Genomic DNA, 17,924 nt, shown 5'->3' with positions numbered 1-17,924 from the left:
AAGGCCTGTTCCTACTGGTCGGCCTGATCCTTTTCCTTCTGCGCCTGTTCCTTCTCGGCCTGCGCGAGCGCGGCCTTGGCCGCCTTGGCCGCTTCCTTCTCCGCCTTGGCCGCCTCCGCGATCTGCCGCTTGGCGGCGGTCGCGTACATGTCGACGTACTCCTGGCCGGAGAGCTTCATGATTTCGTACATGACCTCGTCGGTCACCGCGCGGAGCACGAATCGGTCGTGCTCCATGCCCTGGTAGCGGCTGAAGTCCAGCGGCTTGCCGATGCGGATGCCCGGCCGCATCAGCTTCGGCATGACCTTCCCGGGCGGCTGGATCTTCTCCGTGTCGATCATCGCGACCGGGATGACGGGCGCACCGGTGGCCAGCGCGACGCGCGCGAGGCCGCCGGGCTTGCCGCGGTAGAGGCGACCGTCCGGTGAGCGGGTGCCCTCCGGATAGATGCCGAACAGCTCACCTCGCTCGATGACCTCGATCCCGCTCCTGATCGCCGCCTCGCCCGCGCCGCGGGCGCCGGAACGGTCCACCGGCAGCTGGCCGAGGCCCTTGAAGATGGCGGCGGTCAGCCGGCCCTTGATGCCGGGGGTGGTGAAGTACTCGGCCTTCGCGATGAAGGTGACCTTGCGGTCGAGGACCGCGGGCAGGAAGAACGAGTCGGAGAAGGAGAGGTGATTGCTCGCCAGGATCGCGGGGCCCTCGGCGGGTACGTTCTCCAGGCCCTCCACCCAGGGCCGGAAGACGAGCTTCAGCGGACCCCCGACGGAAACCTTCATCGCGCCGTACAACAACCGAGTGCCTCCTGTGTCTGTAAATCAGACCTTAACCCGGCGGCCGGGCGAAGAGTCCGACGGCCCTGGTCGGTGTCAGTGCGGTCGCGTACGGTGATGCACACCTGGACTCGTTCTCGCCCCTCTCATGAACAGGAGACCGAAGGTGCCGGTCCTTCCTGGAGCCGAGCCGTACCGCCATGACGGCGGGGAGGTCGGCGTCCTGCTCTGCCACGGCTTCACCGGTTCACCCCAGTCACTGCGCCCCTGGGCGGAGTATCTCGCCGGGCACGGTCTGACCGTCGCCCTGCCGCTGCTTCCCGGGCACGGCACACGCTGGGAGGACATGCAGCTCACGGGCTGGCAGGACTGGTACGCCGAGGTGGACCGCGAGCTGCGTGCCCTGCGCGAGCGCTGCGCGCAGGTGTTCGTGTTCGGCCTGTCCATGGGCGGCGCCCTGGCCCTGCGGCTCGCCGCCAGGCACGGGGACGCGGTCAGCGGCGTCGTGGTCGTCAACCCGGGGAACAAGGTGCACGGCCTGTCGGCGTACGCCCTTCCGGTGGCCCGGCATCTCGTCCGGACGACGAAGGGCATCACCAGCGACATAGCCAAGCCGGGCATGGAGGAGATCGGCTACGACCGGGTGCCACTGCACGCGGCGCACTCCCTGCGGACCTTCTTCCGCCTGGTCGACGGCGAGTTGCCGCAGGTCACCCAGCCGCTGCTGCTTCTGCACAGCCCGCAGGACCATGTGGTGCCGCCGGCCGACTCGGCGCGCATCCTCAGCCGGGTCTCGTCGACGGACGTGACGGAGCTGCTGCTGGAACAGAGCTACCACGTGGCGACGTTGGACCACGATGCGGACCGGATCTTCGAGGAGAGTCTCGCGTTCATCGGCCGGCTCGCACCCAGTGTCGGCAAGGAAGGGACGGCGGCAGGTGGCTGAGCACGACTCCGACCGCGAGGACCGCGAGGAGCGCGACGAGCGGCAGGAGCGGGAGGACCGCGCCGGCCGGCCGGACCGGGAGCATCGCGAGCCCGGCGAGCAGAACGTGCCGTTCGACGAGGAGGCCGCCTGGGCGGCGATCGTCGCCGGATACGGGGAGGAGCCGCCGGACCCGCCGGGCGCCAAGCCGTTCAAGTCGGTCGAGGACCTGGCGCTGCTGGAGCCCGAGACCAACGACAGCAAGGGCAGCAGCAAGGGCGACACGGCCCAGAATGAGCCGGAGCCCAAGCAGGAGACGCCCAAGCCGCTCGGCAGCTCCGTCAGCTTCGCCCCCGGCGTGAGCGGCGGCCCGCGCGACTACAGCCTGCAGGAGCCGTCCGACGACGACCTCGGTGAGGACGACGAGGGCCACTTCGTGCCGCCGGAGCCGCCACCGCTGCCCTCCGCCGACGCCACCGCCAAGTTCGCGTGGCTGGGTGTGATCGGCGGCCCCGTACTGCTTCTGCTGGCGGTGCTGCTCGGCTGGGACATGACGTGGTGGCTGACCACACTCGGCATCGGCGGCTTCCTGGGCGGCTTCGCGACGCTGGTGACGCGGATGCGCACGGACGACGAGGACGACGACGATCCGGGTCGGGGCGCGGTGGTCTGACCCGCTTACGCCGGTGGAATTCTGAGGGCGGCGAGGACCGGAAGGTGATCCGTGGCCGCCCTCAAATCTCGCTCCGTCACCCCCCGGTACCCATGGGGGTCCCCCCGCTCGAGCGGAGCCGAGAGTGGGGGAGGAACCCCACAGCCCAGGACTTCGATGCCCTCGGTCGCGAAGATCGCGTCGATGCGCTGATGGGGGTCGGTCGGTGTCGAGGTGTACTCGCTGCCCCAGGGGGCGACGGCCCAGCAGTCCTGGAGTCTGTCGGCCAGGCGTCGGAAGGTGGGTCCGCCGGGGCGTTCGTTGAGGTCGCCGCCGGCGATGGCGTGCTCGACTCCCAGCCCGGCGAGCCGGTCCAGGAGCATGCCGCCCTGCTCGTACCGCTCGTCCTTCTGCAGCGAGAGATGGCAGCTCAGGACGCCGAGGCGGGCGCCGCCGAAGCGGACCACCGCGGTCGCGAAACCTCGCCGGTGCAGGCCGGGGGTGAGCGGCAGCAGGACGTCCTCGGTGCGCTCGACCGTGGCGCGCAGGGAGCACAGCAGGGCGGGCCCCGCCGCGGGGGCGCCGCCCGAGAGGATCACCTGTCCCGACGCGGCCGCGAGCCGGGCCAGCTTCTTGCGCCAGCGGAAGAACCGCGGGGCCTCCTGAACGAGGACGAGGTCGGGCTCGCAGGCGCTGATCACCCGGGCGAGCGCGTCGGTGTCGTCGCGCATGGAGCGGATGTTGTAGCTGAGCACCCGGATCACGGCCGAACCGTCGGCTCCGGTACCGGAGTTGGGCAGCAGACTCGTCGCCATGGCGATCAAGATACGACGGAACCCGCCGTCCCCGGGCGGGGCTCGGCGGGCACGGTCGTACCGGACTGCGGCGTCACATGATCGGGTCGGGCTCGCGGGCCAGGTCCGCGGCGCCGACCAGGCCGGCCTTGTTGCCGAGCTGCGCGGCGATCACATCGGCGACCGGGCGCCAGTTGCCGCCGACCAGCCAGCGCTTGTACGACTTGCGGATGGGGTCGAGGACCAGCTCGCCCTCCTCCGACAGGCCGCCGCCGACGATGAAGGCGGAGGGGTCGAAGAGGGAGGCCAGGTCGGCGAGGCCGGCGCCGGCCCAGCGGGCGAGCTCGCGGTAGGAGTCGACGGCGACCGGGTCGCCCTGGCGGGCGGCCATGGAGATGTGCTTGCCCTCGATGCCCTCGGGGGTGCCGTCACCGAGGGAGAGCAGCAGCTCGGCGTTCTCGGGGGTGGCGTTGGCGCGCTGCTTGGCGTACCGGACGAGGGCGCGCCCGGAGGCGTACTGCTCCCAGCAGCCCTGCGAGCCGCAGCCGCACAGCAGACCGTCCGGCACCATCCGGATGTGGCCGAACTCGGCGGCCACGCCGTAGTGCCCGCGGCGCAGCTTGTTGCCGATGATGATGCCGCCGCCGAGGCCGGTGCCGAGCGTGATGCAGATGACGTTGCGGTGGCCCTTGCCCGCGCCGAACTTGTACTCGCCCCAGGCGGCGGCGTTGGCGTCGTTCTCCACGACGACGGGCAGGTCGACGCGCGCCTCGACCTTCTCCTTCAGCGGCTCCTGGCGCCAGTCGATGTTGGGCGCGAAGTAGACCGTCGAGCGCTGGCGGTTGACGTACCCGGCGGCACCGATGCCCACGCCGACGATCTCGTGCCCCGCGCGTGCGCCCTCCACCGCCGAGGCGATGGCGTCCACGATGGCCTCGGGCGTGGTGGGGGTCGGCACCTTGAAGGTCGAGAGGATGTTGCCTTCCTCGTCGACCACGCCGGCCGCGATCTTCGTGCCGCCGATGTCGACGCCGATGGTGAGTCCCATGAATCCCTCAGTTTCGGTCGAGCCCCGCTATGGCCAACCGTACCCGAGGCCCTGTCGTCGGGTGCCCGCCGTCCGCCCGGAGGGCGGGACCGGTGACGACCGGGTCAGTGGCCGTCAGTCCAAGTCGATGCGTTGGCCGGGGCCGGTGCCCTCGCCCCGGTCGTCGCGGTCGTCGGTCTCGTCCAGCTCGTCCATGCGGCCGGTCCAGCGGCGCTCCTGTGCCTCGACCGCGGAGCGGTAGGCGGCGAGCAGCTCGTTGCCGGCCGCTGCCAGGTGCTCGAAGACATCCGGATTGCGTTCGATGACGGGCTCGACGGCGGCCCTCGCCTGCTGGACGACCTGCTGCAGCACCTGCTGGGCGGCGGGCCCGGCGACCGCCCCGAGCAGCGGGGACTGCAGGCCGGACAGCTTGTCTGCGACGGTGTCGACGAGCCGGCGCAGCTCCTCGGCGGCCGAGCCCGCGGGCGGACCGTACTGGGCACGGATGCGGGCCTTCTCCGCTGCGAGGTCCTCGGCACACGCGGTCGCCCAGGCGTCGTCCTCGGTGACCGACGGCACCTCGTCGGCCGCCTGCTCCTGAGCGGCGTCGGACGGGGGGCGCTCTTCGCTCATGGTGGACTCCTGACTACGGCTTGTCCCTACGACGTTACCCGAACGGCGGTAGCCGCTTCACCGTGCCGCGGGCCACAGCCCGGGGTCCGGTGCGAAGCGGATGCGTAGCTCGTCGTCGCGCAGGGCCGCGCCGTCGACGGTGCAGCGGCGCAGGGCGGACGGCAGTGGGAGGACTCGGCGGAACTGTCCGGCGGTGACGACGAGTTCGTCGCCGCGCCGGACGAGGTCGAGGTCCTCGCGTACGGCTCCGGGCAGCGGGATGTGCCAGACCAGCACGCCGTCCGGGGCGAGCCGGTCGACGACGGGCCAGTCGACCCTGGCGTCGGCCGGCCCGGCCTCCGGTACGGCGAGCGCCAGCAGATCGTCAGGGCCGCGCGGGTCGCGGCCCAGGTGGGCGACGGTGCGGACGTCGTACGACGTCTGCCATTCGTCGATGACCTTGCGCTGCTGGGCGAGCGGACCGGCGAGCCAGCCGTCCCCTCCCTCTTCCGGGAACACCCGGTTGGCGATCAGCCGGTCCGGGCGCAGGCCGCGCAGGGCGAGGCCGAGGGCGGCGGTGTGGACGGCTTCGGCGCCCGCCGGGGAAGGTTCGGCGACCAGCCGTACGGTCGTGTCCCGGTCCGCGAGGACCGCCTCCACGGCGGCGAGTTCGACGTCCCAGCGGGCGGCCGTCTCGTACAGCCACTCCGCGGGCATGGGGACGCCGGCGAGCCGGCCGAGGACGGGGCGCAGGGCGCGGGCCGCCTGGCGTTCGGGCGGAAGCAGACGGCGCAGATAGCGGCGGAGTTCCTCAGGGAGGGCGAGCAGGTCGAGGGCGTGTGGGAGGGGCGGCAGGTCCACGACGAGGAGGTCGTGGCTCTCGGCGAGGGCGGCGTCGCGCAGGGCGCGGAGTACGGCGATCTCCTCGGCGCCGGGCAGGGGGGTGAGCTCCTCCGGGTCGAGGCGGGGGGCGCCGAGGAGGTCGAGGGCGGCGGAGGCGCGGTCCTGGAGGGCGGCGAGGTCGTCCCGGAAGCCGGCGACCGGGTCGGGGCGCCAGGCGGCGAGGTGCGGGGCGATCTCCACCGGGGCCGGGCCGGTCGCCGCGCCCAGGGCCGCGCCGAGGGTGTCGGTGCGGTCGGTGCCCAGGAGGAGGGTGCGGGTGCCCTCGCGGGCGGCGGCGAGCGCGGTGGCTGCGGCGACGGTGGTACGGCCGGTGCCGCCTGGGCCGGTGATCAGGATGGTGCGCATGGGGCTGAACGGTAACGGACGTTGCCGCTCAACCCGGTTTCGTGGACACCCGGCGTCGCAGCTGAGCGCGGGGCGTTGCGCAGCCCGGCGCTACGGGGTGCCGCCTGCGCCCACCCGTGCCGCCCTGGGGGTCCCCCAGGCCGTTCAGGCACCGGGGGAGGCACGACTGCCCGCAGGCTACGCCGACTCCACGCGCTTCTTCAGGCCCGCCAGTGCCCGGTCGATGATGACCTTCTCGGCCTTGCGCTTGATCATGCCCAGCATGGGGATCTTGACGTCGACGGTGAGCTGGTAGGTCACCTCGGTGGCGCCCGTGCCCGCCGGCTTCAGGAGGTACGAGCCGTCCAGCGACCGCAGCATCTGGGACTTCACCAGCGTCCAGGAGACCTCGTGGTCGCCGGTCCAGGTGTACGCCAGCACCTGGTCGTCCTTGATCGCGCCGGCGTCCATGACGAGGCGGACCTGCTCGGCGCGTCCCTGGGCGTCGGTCTCGAGGACCGCGGCCTCCTTCACCTCACCGGTCCAGTCCGGGTAGCGGGCGAAGTCGGCGATCACCGCCATGACGTCGGCCGGGGACGCCTCGATCTCGATGCTCGAGCTGGTGTGTTCCGCCATCGCCGTGGCTCCTCCAGATGCGGTCCGGCAAGAGGTGGTCGTGCGCACGTGTGTGCAGCGTGAAGGCTACCGCGCGCCGACCGGCCCGACGTCACCCCTACCTGGGCATACCGGAGGCGGACTCACCATTCCAGCGCCCACGGCCGCCCCGTCCCGGCGAAGTGCCCCACGTTCACGCACTCGGTCGCCCCGATCCGCATCCGCGAGGCGAGCGGCTGGTGCACATGGCCGAAGAGTGAATAGCGGGGCCGGGTGCGGCGGATGGCGTCGAGCAACGCCCGGCTGCCCCGCTCGAAGCGCCGCGCCACCGTGTCGTAGACCAGCTCCGGCACCTCCGGCGGGATGTGCGTGCACAGCACGTCGACCTCGCCCACCGCCTCGATCTTCGCCGCGTACTCCTCGTCGCTGATCTCGTACGGCGTCCGCATCGGTGTGCGCAGCCCGCCGCCGACGAAGCCGAAGACCCAGCCCCCGATCTCCACCCGCTCCCCGTCGAGCACGGTCGTACCGGGACCGGCGTACTCCCGCCACAGTGGCGGCATGTCGACATTGCCGTAGGTGGCGTACGTCGGCGTGGGGAACGCGGCGAACAGTTCGGCGTACTGCTTGCGCACCGCCTGTTCGATCACCACCGCCCGGTCCTCCCCGACCCCGGCCCACAGCCGGGCACCGAACTCACGTGCCTCCTCGTAGCGGCGGGCAGTGCGCAGGGCGACGATGCGGTCCGCGTTCTCGACGCCGAACAGGTCGGGGAAGATGCCGCGCGAGTGGTCGGCGTAGTCGAGGAAGAGGACCAGGTCCCCGAGGCAGACGAGCGCGTCCGCGCCGTCCCCGGCCCGTGCCAGGTCACGCGCGTTGCCGTGCACATCGCTGACCACGTGGATGCGCGTCCTGCGGTTACCGGCTGGTGTGGGTGCCATGGCGATCAAGGGTAAGCGTGTGGGACATACGTGAACAGTGACGGCCGGACCTGCGATTACTCGCCAGTGGGGAAATCCGTGGACTACTGTGCGCGCAGGAATACCAATCAGTGTGACGCAGCGAACATCTCGCCGGGCCCCCCTGTCGTAGACGCCATACCGGCGGGTAACGTCCGGGCGGTCCAGTCGTGCTCAGGTTTTCAACAAGTGGGCCCCACGGCTCATGCCGGATCCCTGAGCACCTGCCCGAGCCTTGGACCGGACCGTCGCATCACACAACGTCGTGGCGCCGGCGCCCTATGAGGAGCAGCAGTCTTGCGCGAGTTCAGCCTTCCGGCTTTGTACGAGGTCCCCTCGGACGGCAACCTGACCGACATCGTCCGCAGAAACGCCGCGCAGCATCCCGACGTCGCCGTGATCGCCCGCAAGGTCGGCGGCAGCTGGCAGGACGTGACGGCCACCGCCTTCCTCGCCGAGGTACGAGCCGCCGCCAAGGGGCTCATCGCCGCCGGCGTCCAGCCGGGCGACCGGGTCGGCCTGATGTCCCGGACGCGTTACGAGTGGACGCTCCTCGACTTCGCGATCTGGAGCGCGGGCGCGGTCACCGTGCCGGTGTACGAGACCAGTTCGCCGGAGCAGGTGGCCTGGATCCTCGGCGACTCGGGCGCGACGGCCTGCATCGTGGAGCTGGACGGCCACGCGGCCGCCGTCGAGTCGGTGCGCGACCGGCTGCCCGCCCTCAAGCACGTCTGGCAGATCGAGGCCAGCGGTGTCGAGGAGCTGGGCCGCCTGGGCAGGGACCTCAGCGACGACACGGTCGAGGAGCGCAGCTCGCTGGCGAAGGCCGACGACCCGGCGACGATCGTCTACACCTCCGGCACCACCGGCCGCCCCAAGGGCTGTGTGCTCACCCACCGCAGCTTCTTCGCCGAGTGCGGCAACATCGTCGAGCGGCTGCGCCCGCTGTTCCGTACCGGCGAGTGCAGCGTGCTGCTGTTCCTGCCGCTGGCGCATGTCTTCGGCCGGCTGGTCCAGGTCGCGCCGATGATGGCGCCGATCAAGCTGGGCTGCGTCCCGGACATCAAGAACCTCACCGACGAACTGGCCGCGTTCCGGCCGACGCTGATCCTGGGCGTGCCGCGCGTCTTCGAGAAGGTCTACAACTCCGCCCGCGCCAAGGCCCAGGCGGACGGCAAGGGCAAGATCTTCGACAAGGTGGCGGACACGGCGATCGCGTACAGCAAGGCGCTGGACACCCCGTCCGGTCCGTCGCTCGGTCTGAAGATCAAGCACAAGGCCTTCGACAAGCTCGTCTACAGCAAGCTGCGCGCGGTGCTCGGCGGTCGTGGTGAGTACGCCATCTCCGGCGGCGCCCCGCTGGGCGAGCGCCTCGGCCACTTCTTCCGCGGTATCGGCTTCACGGTCCTGGAGGGCTACGGCCTGACCGAGTCCTGTGCCGCCACCGCCTTCAACCCCTGGGACCGGCAGAAGATCGGCACGGTCGGCCAGCCGCTGCCGGGTTCGGTGGTGCGGATCGCGGACGACGGGGAGGTGCTGCTGCACGGTGAGCACCTGTTCAAGGGGTACTGGAACAACCCGGGCGCGACCGAGGAGGCCCTGGCCGACGGCTGGTTCCACACCGGCGACATCGGCACTCTCGACGAGGACGGCTACCTCAGGATCACCGGCCGCAAGAAGGAGATCATCGTCACCGCCGGCGGCAAGAACGTCGCCCCGGCCGTGATCGAGGACCGTATCCGCGCGCACGCCCTCGTGGCGGAGTGCATGGTGGTCGGCGACGCGCGGCCGTTCGTGGGCGCGCTGGTCACCATCGACGAGGAGTTCCTGGGCCGTTGGGTGGCCGAGCACGGCAAGCCGGCCGGTTCCACCGCGGCCTCGCTGAAGGACGACCCCGATCTGCTGACCGCGATCCAGGCCGCGGTCGACGACGGCAACGCCGCGGTGTCCAAGGCGGAGTCGGTGCGCAAGTTCCGCATCCTGCCCTCGCAGTTCACCGAGGAGTCGGGCCACCTCACGCCGTCGCTGAAGCTGAAGCGGAACGTGGTGGCGAAGGACTTCGCGGCCGAGATCGAGGCGATCTACCAGAAGTAGCAAGGCATGTGACGCAACGGCATGGCGCGGGCCCCCGGGTGAGGGGATCCGCGCCATCGTGCGCAGGGGCTGCTCAGCGCTCCGCTGAAAGAGCCCGCTCTGCTCAGAGCAGCTCCTCGAGCCGCTCCGCGAGCAGATCCCAGCGCCACTTCTCCTCGACCCAACTCCGGCCCCGCTCCCCCATCCTGTGGCGCAGTTCGGGGTCCCCGAGGAGGGTGATGATCCGGTCGGCGGCGTCCTCGGCGGAGTCGCCCCGTACGACCCAGCCGGTCTCCCCGTCGAGCACCGCGTCGGGCGCGCCGCCGGAGTCCCCGGCGACGACGGGCAGACCGGTCGCGGACGCCTCCAGGTAGACGATGCCGAGGCCCTCGACGTCGAGCCCGCCGCGCCGGGTGCGGCACGGCATGGCGAAGACGTCGCCGGCGCCGTAGTGGGCGGGCAGCTCCGACCAGGGCACCGCGCCGGTGAAGACGACCGACTCCTCGACCCGGGTCTCCCGCGCGAGTTTGCGCAGCTCCTTCTCGTACGGCCCGCCGCCGACGATCAGCAGGACCGCGTCGGGCTCCTTGGCCAGGATCCGCGGCATGGCGAGGATGAGCGTGTCCTGGCCCTTGCGCGGCACGAGCCGGGAGACGCACACGACCACCGGCCGGTCGGTGAGCCCGAGCCGGGCGCGCACCCGGCCGCCGCCGGAGTCCGGATGGAAGGTCTTCTCGTCGACCCCGGGCGGCAGCTGCACCATGCGGGCGGCGGCGTCCGGGGTCAGCGCGGTGGCGATCCGCGACCGGGTGTACTCGCCGAGGTAGGTGATGGTGTCCGTGGACTCGCCGATCCGGCGCAGCAGTTGTCGCGCGGCGGGCAGTTGGGCCCAGCCGGCCTCGTGCCCGTGGGTGGTGGCCACCAGCCGCTCGGCGCCCGCCCTGCGCAGCGCCGGTGCCATCAGCCCGAGCGGCGCCGCCGCCCCGAACCACACCGACGTACATCCGTGCGCCCGCAGCAGCGCGACGGCCTGGCGGGTCGCGGCGGGCGTCGGCAGCAGCATGGTCGTCCGGTCGCGCACGACGGTGAAGGGCTGCTCGGCGTCGAAGGCGGCCGTCGCCTCGAGGCCCTCCCGGCTGCGCTTCCAGGTGGAGGCGTAGACGACGAGCCGCTCGGGGTCGAGCCGGAGTGCCATGTTGTGCAGGAATGCCTGAATACCGCCCGGCCGGGGCGGGAAGTCATTCGTCACGATCAGGGTCTTGCGCATCGACGCCGACCTTACCCAACGTACACTCGCAGCTCGGTACGGCCGCGCTGCACGGCTCTCGCACAGGCGGCCGGGAGATCATGGCCCCGCACACGAGGGGCAGCGCCCCGAAGACGGACACGGACCACGAACAGGGGCTTCGGTGGACAGGACGCAGGGCACGCGGTCCCTGGCAGGGCTGCTGGTGATCTGGGGACTGACCCGCCTGGCACTGCTCCTGTTCGTCTTCAAGGTCCTCGTCTTCCCCGGCCCGGACGTCACCAGCGACGTCTCCGTGATCTACCAGGGCTGGTACGAGGTGCTGCGCACCGGAACGTTCCCGCTGGACGACGTCACCTGGCAGTACCCGCCCGCCGCCGCGCTGCCGATCCTCTCCCCGGCGCTGCTGTTCTTCCTCGACTACGCGCAGGCCTTCTTCGTCCTCGCCTGCCTCGCCGACCTCGTCGTCCTCGCCCTGCTGCTGTACGCGGGCCTGCGGCCGGGCCGGTCGGTGCGCGGCGCCTGGGTGTGGGTGGTGGGCGTACCGCTGCTCGGGCCGACCGTGTACGCGCGCTACGACGTGATGGTCACCGCCGTCGCGGTGGCCGCGCTCCTGGCGGGCCAGCGACATCCCCGGCTGATGGGGGCGCTGGCCGGGTTCGGGGCGATGCTGAAGGTGTGGCCGGTACTGCTGTTGATCGGTGCCGTGCGGCGCCGGGCGTGGGCCGCGGCGACGGTGACGGCCGGGGCGCTCGCGGCGCTGTTCGCGCTCGCCATGCCCGGCGCGTTCGCCTTCCTGACCTTCCAGCGCGACCGGGGCACCGAGGTGGAGTCGCTGGGCGCCCTCGTCTTCCATGTGGCGCGGCACTACGGCTGGGACGGGCAGGTGCTGCTCAACTACGGCTCGGTGGAGTTCCTCGGCCCGTACGTCGACGTCGTGAGCTCCGCCGCGCTGGCGCTCACCGGGATGGCGTTCGGCTGGCTGCTGCTGTGGCGGCTGATGGCCTCGCGGTTCCTGTCGCACACGCTCGCGGATGCGGCGTTCGTGGCGGTGCTGATGTTCACGACCACGAGCCGGGTGATCAGCCCGCAGTACATGGTGTGGCTGGTCGGTCTCGCGGCGGTGTGCCTGTGCTTTCCCCGCAGCGGGATGCGGCTGCCGGCCGGCCTTGTGCTGGCGGCGTCCTTCGTGACGGTGCTGGAGTTCCCGCTCTGGTTCTCGCACGTCGTCGCGAGCGACGCCCTCGGCATCACCCTCCTGTTCCTCCGCAACGGCCTCCTGGTCCTCGCCACACTCACCGCGGCCCGCACCCTGTGGCGCTCGACGGTGCCCCGGCCCACCACGAAAGCCCCGTTCCCCAGTCACCCGGCCCGCACCGAGGAGACCCCGGTCTCCTCCTGACACCGCGCCCGCCGGAAGAGCACCAGGACCGCCGCGCACTGGACTCCCATCGCGAGCGCCGACGCCAGGCACACGCCCGGCAGCCCGAGTCCGGACAGCCCGTACGCCAGCACCGGCTGGAGTCCCGTGCCGACCGCCGTCACCCGTAGCAGCACGGGCGCGCCACCGCTCCCCTCGAAGACCCCGCCGAGCGCGATGAAGCAGGCCATGAGCAGGAGGTAGGGCCCGATGCAGCGCAGGAAGAGCACCCCGTCGTGGGCGACGGCGGGCCCGGCGCCGAAGGCGGCCATGATCCAGGGCGCTGCGACCCCCAGCACCGCCACGGCCGCCAGCCCCACCGCCCCGGCCACGAGCACGGCCTCCCGCCCGATCGCCGCCCGCTCCTCGCGGCGTCCGGCGCCGAGCAGGTGCGCGGTGTGGATGGCGGCGGCCTGCCGCACCGCGTAGAACGCCATGGTCGCCACGTACATGACCTTGTATGCGATCGAGTACGCGGCCACGGCCGGCACCCCGATCCGCGCCACGATCGCGACCAGCACCAGTGCCCCGCCCTGCCGCACGGTGAAGTCGGCGGCCATGGGCAGCCCGGTCCGCAGCGTGCGGCGCAGCGCGGCCCTCGTCCGGGGTCTCGGCCCCGTCCCCGCGCACTCCCGCAGGAGCGCGTTCCGGCGCAGCGCCACCAGCCCGACCGCCAGGGCCACGGACCGGCACAGCACGGTCGAGGCGGCGGCGCCCTGGACGCCGTACAGACGGATCAGCCAGGGATCGCAGACCAGGATCAGCCCGTTGGCCAGCAGCGCGAGCCGCATCGAGGTCTTCGTGTCGCCGGCGCCCTTGAGGATCCCGTCGACGAGGTTCTGCGCGAAGAAGACGGTCATGCCCGGCAGGGAGACGGCGAAGTAGCCGACCGCCAGGGGGAGAGCACCGCTCTCGCCGCCGAGGACCAGCCGGGCCAGCGGCTCGCGGAGCAGGAACCCGCCCATCGCGACCACCGGCGTGACCACCGCCCACAACGCCCAGCCGCCCCGCACTGCCGCCCGCACCGCGGCCGGATCCCGCGCGCCCCGGGCGTGGGCAACGAGCACGGTCGTACCGGAGCCGAAGACGAGGGCGATGCCGAGGAGCACGTTTTCGGTGTTGGTCGCGACGGCGACGGCGGCCACCGCCGGTCCGCCGAGCCGGGCGACCCAGACGGTGTTGATGATTCCGGCGGCGACGGAGGCGAGGAGCGAGAGGTAGACGGGGTGGGCGAGCGAGATGAGTTGCTTGCGGTGTGCGTTCACGGCGGCCCCCTTGGCTGGATACCTCGATTAGAGGTATCTCGATAAGAGGTATCATCGCCGTACGACACCCGCAAGGAGGGACCGAAGCCTGATGCTGGAGCTGACGATCCTGGGCTTCCTCGCCGAAGAGCCGCTGCACGGCTATGTACTCAAGGAGCGCATCAAGGCCCTGACCGGCCACGTCCGCCCGGTCAGCGACGGAGCCCTCTACCCGGCGATCAGCCGGCTGGTCGCGGCCGGCAAGCTCGACCAGCACACCGAGCCGGGCACGAGCGCGGCGCCCCGCCGCATGCTGTCCCTCACCGACCAGGGCCGCGCGGACCTGCTGGAGCGGTTGCGTCACCCCAAGCCGGCGGAGATCACGGACCAGGTGCGCTTCAACACGGTGCTGGCCTTCCTGCGTCACCTGCCGGACCGCCGGGAGCAGGCCGCCGTACTCCGCCGCCGCCTCGACTTCCTGCAGACCCCGGCGAGTTTCTTCTACCGGGACGGCGATCCCGTACGGGCGGAGGAGGCGGACGACCTGTTCCGCCAGGGCATGTTGCGGGTGGCCCGGGCCACGGGCGAGGCGGAGCGGGCGTGGCTGGAAGAGGCCATCGCTCGGCTGGACCCGCCTCAGCCGAACTGATCCCGCAGATACTGCCGCCACTGCGCCGTGAACTCCTCCGGCGTCGTCCCGAGCACGTCCTTCAGCGCACCCTCGACCGCCCCCGCCCGCTTCTCGTGGGCACCGACCGCCCGGTAGAACTCGCCCAGCCGCGCCTCGCCCCACCGGTCCGCGATCATCCGGCAGGCCATCCAGCCGCCCTCGTACGCCCGGGCCAGCGAGGTGGAAGCGCCGGTGAAGCCGAAGTCGGCGTCGGTCGGCAGCGCGGCCGGGACGTCACCCGAGGTCACGGCGTGGGCGAGTTCCGGCGCGGCCTGGACCGGGGGGCGCCCGCTGTCGCGGTAGCCGACCCAGTCGGCGTATCCCTCGGACACCCACAGCGGGGTCGCGGTGTTGGTATGGGCGCGGGTGGCGACATGGGTCGCCTCGTGGGTGAGGACGACCTGCTTGCCGACGTCGCCGAGCACCCCGTACGCGTCGGGGTTGACAATGATCCGGTCGGCGGGCGCCTGTTCCGCCCCCGTCTCGCCGGTCGTCACGGCGGCGATCCCGCGGTAGGAGGAGGCGGGCGAGCCGAGCAGCCCCGCCATCCCCTCCAGCGACCTGGGCACGAGCAGCACGACCTGCCGACTCCAGGCGGTGCCCCAGGCGTCCGTCACGGCGGGCACCGCGCGGTCCCCCAGCTCGGCGAAGGCGTGCAGCGCCGCGCGGGACCGGCCGACGCCCAGCACGAGGCTGTGCTCGCCCCGTACCACCGTCACCGGGCCCTGGTCCCACAGCTGCTGGCCGGACGTGCGGGCGGGCCGGTCGGAGACCACGGTCCACTGCCCGTCGGCGGCACGGTCGAGGCCCAGGGTGCGGCCTGCGGTGACCGGCGCCTTGTCGTGGCCGTCGAGGCGGTAGCGCAGTTCGGCGTCGGCGGTGGCCGTGTCGCCGGTGCGGTGCACGGCGGTGACCTCGTACGACCAGTCGGCGAGCGGCACCGCGCGCAGGTTGGTGAAGCCCACCGCCGTACCGGTCCGCCGGTAGGCGCTCTCGTCGTGGTCGAGGAGCGCGGCCGCCCGCCGGTCGAGCAGCCGCTGCACTTCGGCCTCGGCGCGGTCGGCGGCGGGCCGGCCGCCGCAGGCGACCAGCGAGCCGAGCAGGGAGACGAGCAGCAGACAGAGCGCCACGACTCCGGATCCCGACGCACGCCCTCGACCAGCCATCCTCCCGATCGTACGGGGCAATGTGCCCGGTCAGACCCTGGTGACCGCCGAGACCGGCATCATCCCGACCGGGTCGTAGCGCACGGGCGCGCCGGGGTAGGGGGCGTGGATCACCTGGCCGTTGCCCATGTACATCGCGACATGGCTGGCGTCGGAGCGGTAGGTGACCAGGTCGCCGGGCCGGGCCTCGGAGAGCGGGACCTGCCGGCCCGCCGCCCGCTGGGCCTGCGAGGTGCGCGGCAGGGCCACCCCGGCCTGCGCGTACGACCACTGCATGAGGCCGGAACAGTCGAAGCCGCTGGGACCGTTCGCGCCCCACACGTACGGCTTGCCGAGCGCGGACATGGCGGCCACGGCCGCGGCGGCCGCACGGCCGGAGGCAGGGACGGCGCTGCCGAAGTCGGGCATGTCGGAGCGGCCGGAACGGGAGGCCCGCTCGTAGGCGGCGCGTTCGTCGTCCGGGAGGGCGTTGAGGAGCCGGCGGGCCTTGGCGAGCTTCTTCTCGACGGTGCGTTTGTGGGAGGCGACGGCCTTGCGGCTCTTCTCCAGTTCGCCGAGCTTCTCGGCCGCCTCCGCTCGCTCCTGGCTGAGTTCGCGCATGGCCTCCTGAAGGTCCCTCAACTGCCCGGCCTGGTGGGCGTTGATCCGGTTCAGGACGGACGCCTTGTCGAGGTATTCGTCCGGGTCCTCGGAGAGCAGCAGCGCGAGGGAGGGGTCGATGCCGCCCGAGCGGTACTGCGCGCCGGCCAGCGAACCCAGCGCTTCCCGCAGGGTGTTGATGCGCTCCTGCTGCCGGGCGACCCGGTCCTGCGCCCGGCTCACCTGCCCGCGCAGTGCGTCGGTGCGCTCGTCGGCCTTGTTGTAGGCCTCGGTGGCCTTCTCGGCCTCCGCGTAGAGGCGGTCCACCTCGGCGCGGGTGTCGTCGTGCGGCGCGGCCTGCGCCGGGAGAGTGCCGAGGGCGGCCGCGGTGGCCGACAGGACGGACAGCGCCACGCAGGCGCCCCGGTCGAACCCGGACGGTGCAAGGCGGCGATGGGACCCCACGGGTAGCCGCGCTCCTTCCACTGGCGGACAGGAAAATCCCCCGGTGCCGGGACGGGAGCCCGGCGGTGGGGAAACGCGGCAGACAGTAGCCCCGTCGCGGGGTGCCGGCCAAAGAGATCCGCGGCCACACAACGTGACGCCCCGCCGCTGACGCAGGTCACCGGCGGGGCGTGGGGTCAGTCGCGGTTGCCGTAATTCGCCCGTTCGGGCGGCACACCGTGCTGATCTTGAAGGGTCGCGGCCGTGGATCAGATCCGGACGCCGAACTGGTACGGCATGTTGTTGATCGACTCGTAGCGCACGACCGTGCCGGTGCGCGGGGCGTGCAGCACCTGGCCGTTGCCCGCGTAGAAGCCGACGTGGTGCAGGTCGCCGTAGAAGATGACCAGGTCACCGACCTTGAGGTCGGACTGGCTGTAGATGCGCGTACCGGCGTTGGCCTGGTCCTGCGAGATGCGCGGTATGGCGACGCCGGCCTGGGCGAAGGCCCAGGAGGTCAGGCCCGAGCAGTCGAAGGAGGACGGGCCGGAGGCGCCGTAGACGTAGGGCGAGCCGATCTTGCTCTGGGCGGCCTGGAAGGCGGCCATGGCCCGGCCGGAGGCGGCGCCGGTGTTGCCGAGTTCCACGCGGGCTTCGGAGGACCGGCTGGCGCGCTCCTCCTCGGCGGCGAGGGCGGCCTTCTCGGCGGCCGTCAGCGTGTTGAGCAGCTTCTGCGCCTCGGCGAGCTTGGCCTGAACTTCCTTCTTCTTCTTGCCCAGTTCGGTGCGGGTGGAGGCGAGGTCCTTGAGCTTGTCGGAGGCCTCGGCGCGCTCCTGGGCGAGTTCGCGCTGCTTCTCCTGGATCTTCTTGAGCGCCTCGACCTGCTGGCTGCTCAACTGGTCGAGCGTGGAGGCCTTGTCGAGGTAGTCGTCCGGGTCGGCGGAGAGGAAGAGCTGGACGGACGGGTCGATGCCGCCGGAGCGGTACTGGGCGGTGGCCATCGAACCGAGGCCGTCGCGCAGCTCGTTGACCTCTTCCTGGCCGCGGGCGACGTTGTCCTGGATGGTGGAGATCTCCTTCTGGAGCTTCTCCTGCTTCTCCTTGGCCCCGTTGTACCTCTCGGTGGCCTGCTCGGCCTCTTCGTAGAGCTTGTCGACCTTGGTCTTGACCTCGTCCTTGCTCGGCTTCTCGCTCGGCGCGGCGTTGGCGGCCTGCGAGCTCAGGGCCACGGCAGCGGCGGCTGCGGTGGTCAGCACGGTCACTCGTGCGCGACTCGGCTGCTTGGGTCGACGGTGGGACGCCACGGGGGCGAGCTCCTTCATGTGAGTGATCACCCGGTCGGAGGTTCGAGCAGACCCTAGTGACCCGACTGTGATCAGTTCAAATCCTCAGCTGAAAAATCCCGTCACACCCTGCATTCTTTACTCACAACTCACATGCTGTGACGCCTGCTTGACGCTACGTTGTGCACAGATATGACCAATTCGGGCAAGCGGTC

The 17,924-nt window shown here is 71.7% G+C and carries 17 protein-coding genes; 5 read left to right on the top strand and 12 right to left on the bottom strand.

Translation table 11 applies throughout. From position 1 onward, the window contains the following. Window positions 1-11: 11 nt before the first annotated feature. Window positions 12-779 (bottom strand): lysophospholipid acyltransferase family protein, encoded by a 768-nt coding sequence (locus ACKTSN_RS33860; protein ID WP_409472599.1) that lies wholly within the window; start codon window positions 777-779, stop codon window positions 12-14. A 160-nt stretch (window positions 780-939) separates the two neighbouring features. On the opposite strand from ACKTSN_RS33860, the gene ACKTSN_RS33855 reads away from it, so the two are divergent. Together ACKTSN_RS33855 and ACKTSN_RS33850 are read left to right on the top strand one after the other, a co-directional pair. Continuing rightward, the gene (locus ACKTSN_RS33855) at window positions 940-1,719 is read left to right on the top strand and encodes an alpha/beta hydrolase (protein ID WP_409472598.1); all 780 of its coding nucleotides are present in this window, start codon (window positions 940-942) and stop codon (window positions 1,717-1,719) included. Next, window positions 1,712-2,371, top strand: coding sequence for a hypothetical protein (locus ACKTSN_RS33850; RefSeq protein WP_409472597.1), 660 nt, complete (start codon window positions 1,712-1,714; stop codon window positions 2,369-2,371). Before ACKTSN_RS33855 ends, ACKTSN_RS33850 begins: the two co-directional genes overlap by 8 nt. 5 nt (window positions 2,372-2,376) lie before the next feature. On the opposite strand, the gene ACKTSN_RS33845 is transcribed toward ACKTSN_RS33850, so the two are convergent. From ACKTSN_RS33845 to ACKTSN_RS33820, 6 genes are all read right to left on the bottom strand, one after another. Continuing rightward, a complete protein-coding gene (locus tag ACKTSN_RS33845) occupies window positions 2,377-3,165 on the bottom strand; it encodes an endonuclease/exonuclease/phosphatase family protein (protein WP_409472596.1) in 789 nt (262 codons plus the stop codon). Between the two features lie 73 nt (window positions 3,166-3,238). After that, window positions 3,239-4,192 (bottom strand): ROK family glucokinase, encoded by a 954-nt coding sequence (locus ACKTSN_RS33840; protein ID WP_409472595.1) that lies wholly within the window; start codon window positions 4,190-4,192, stop codon window positions 3,239-3,241. Between the two features lie 114 nt (window positions 4,193-4,306). Continuing rightward, window positions 4,307-4,804 carry a DUF5304 domain-containing protein gene (locus ACKTSN_RS33835; RefSeq protein ID WP_409472594.1) on the bottom strand — a complete coding sequence of 166 codons (498 nt, stop codon included), beginning with the start codon at window positions 4,802-4,804 and terminating at the stop codon, window positions 4,307-4,309. A 57-nt stretch (window positions 4,805-4,861) separates the two neighbouring features. Continuing rightward, on the bottom strand, window positions 4,862-6,031 hold the full coding sequence (locus tag ACKTSN_RS33830; RefSeq protein WP_409472593.1) for an ArsA family ATPase: 1,170 nt from the start codon (window positions 6,029-6,031) through the stop codon (window positions 4,862-4,864). 177 nt (window positions 6,032-6,208) lie between these two features. Continuing rightward, window positions 6,209-6,646 carry an SRPBCC family protein gene (locus ACKTSN_RS33825; protein ID WP_409472592.1) on the bottom strand — a complete coding sequence of 146 codons (438 nt, stop codon included), beginning with the start codon at window positions 6,644-6,646 and terminating at the stop codon, window positions 6,209-6,211. Window positions 6,647-6,768: 122 nt separating this feature from the next. Further along, entirely contained in the window at window positions 6,769-7,566 is a 798-nt protein-coding gene (locus ACKTSN_RS33820; RefSeq protein WP_409472591.1) for a metallophosphoesterase family protein, read from the bottom strand. Window positions 7,567-7,881: 315 nt separating this feature from the next. On the opposite strand from ACKTSN_RS33820, the gene ACKTSN_RS33815 reads away from it, so the two are divergent. Beyond that, on the top strand, window positions 7,882-9,678 hold the full coding sequence (locus ACKTSN_RS33815; RefSeq protein ID WP_409472590.1) for an AMP-dependent synthetase/ligase: 1,797 nt from the start codon (window positions 7,882-7,884) through the stop codon (window positions 9,676-9,678). A 103-nt stretch (window positions 9,679-9,781) separates the two neighbouring features. On the opposite strand, the gene ACKTSN_RS33810 is transcribed toward ACKTSN_RS33815, so the two are convergent. Next, the gene (locus ACKTSN_RS33810) at window positions 9,782-10,924 is read right to left on the bottom strand and encodes a glycosyltransferase family 4 protein (protein WP_409472589.1); all 1,143 of its coding nucleotides are present in this window, start codon (window positions 10,922-10,924) and stop codon (window positions 9,782-9,784) included. A gap of 142 nt (window positions 10,925-11,066) precedes the next feature. Between ACKTSN_RS33810 and ACKTSN_RS33805 the strand changes: the two genes are divergently transcribed. Continuing rightward, the gene (locus ACKTSN_RS33805) at window positions 11,067-12,305 is read left to right on the top strand and encodes a glycosyltransferase 87 family protein (protein WP_409472588.1); all 1,239 of its coding nucleotides are present in this window, start codon (window positions 11,067-11,069) and stop codon (window positions 12,303-12,305) included. Here ACKTSN_RS33805 and ACKTSN_RS33800 read toward each other — a convergent pair. Continuing rightward, window positions 12,266-13,588 carry an MATE family efflux transporter gene (locus ACKTSN_RS33800; RefSeq protein WP_409472587.1) on the bottom strand — a complete coding sequence of 441 codons (1,323 nt, stop codon included), beginning with the start codon at window positions 13,586-13,588 and terminating at the stop codon, window positions 12,266-12,268. The genes ACKTSN_RS33805 and ACKTSN_RS33800 overlap by 40 nt on opposite strands. Window positions 13,589-13,679: 91 nt before the next feature. Here ACKTSN_RS33800 and ACKTSN_RS33795 point away from each other — a divergent pair, with 91 nt between their 5' ends. Further along, a complete protein-coding gene (locus tag ACKTSN_RS33795; protein WP_409472586.1) occupies window positions 13,680-14,216 on the top strand; it encodes a PadR family transcriptional regulator in 537 nt (178 codons plus the stop codon). Here ACKTSN_RS33795 and ACKTSN_RS33790 read toward each other — a convergent pair. The 3 genes from ACKTSN_RS33790 to ACKTSN_RS33780 all read right to left on the bottom strand — a co-directional run bounded on the left by ACKTSN_RS33790 (window position 14,204) and on the right by ACKTSN_RS33780 (window position 17,730). Continuing rightward, window positions 14,204-15,403, bottom strand: coding sequence for a hypothetical protein (locus tag ACKTSN_RS33790; RefSeq protein ID WP_409472585.1), 1,200 nt, complete (start codon window positions 15,401-15,403; stop codon window positions 14,204-14,206). The genes ACKTSN_RS33795 and ACKTSN_RS33790 overlap by 13 nt on opposite strands. Before the next feature lie 30 nt (window positions 15,404-15,433). Next, the gene (locus ACKTSN_RS33785) at window positions 15,434-16,447 is read right to left on the bottom strand and encodes an NlpC/P60 family protein (RefSeq protein WP_409472584.1); all 1,014 of its coding nucleotides are present in this window, start codon (window positions 16,445-16,447) and stop codon (window positions 15,434-15,436) included. Between the two features lie 248 nt (window positions 16,448-16,695). Beyond that, complete coding sequence (locus ACKTSN_RS33780; RefSeq protein WP_409472583.1) at window positions 16,696-17,730, bottom strand: NlpC/P60 family protein; 1,035 nt, start codon at window positions 17,728-17,730, stop codon at window positions 16,696-16,698. Between the last annotated feature and the right edge of the window lie 194 nt (window positions 17,731-17,924).

Origin of the sequence: Streptomyces flavusporus (assembly GCF_046267975.1) — a bacterium.
Classification (GTDB): Bacteria; Actinomycetota; Actinomycetes; order Streptomycetales; family Streptomycetaceae; genus Streptomyces; species Streptomyces flavusporus.
Note: the sequence above shows the minus strand (reverse complement) of the source record. Positions and strands in the feature narration are given on the sequence as shown.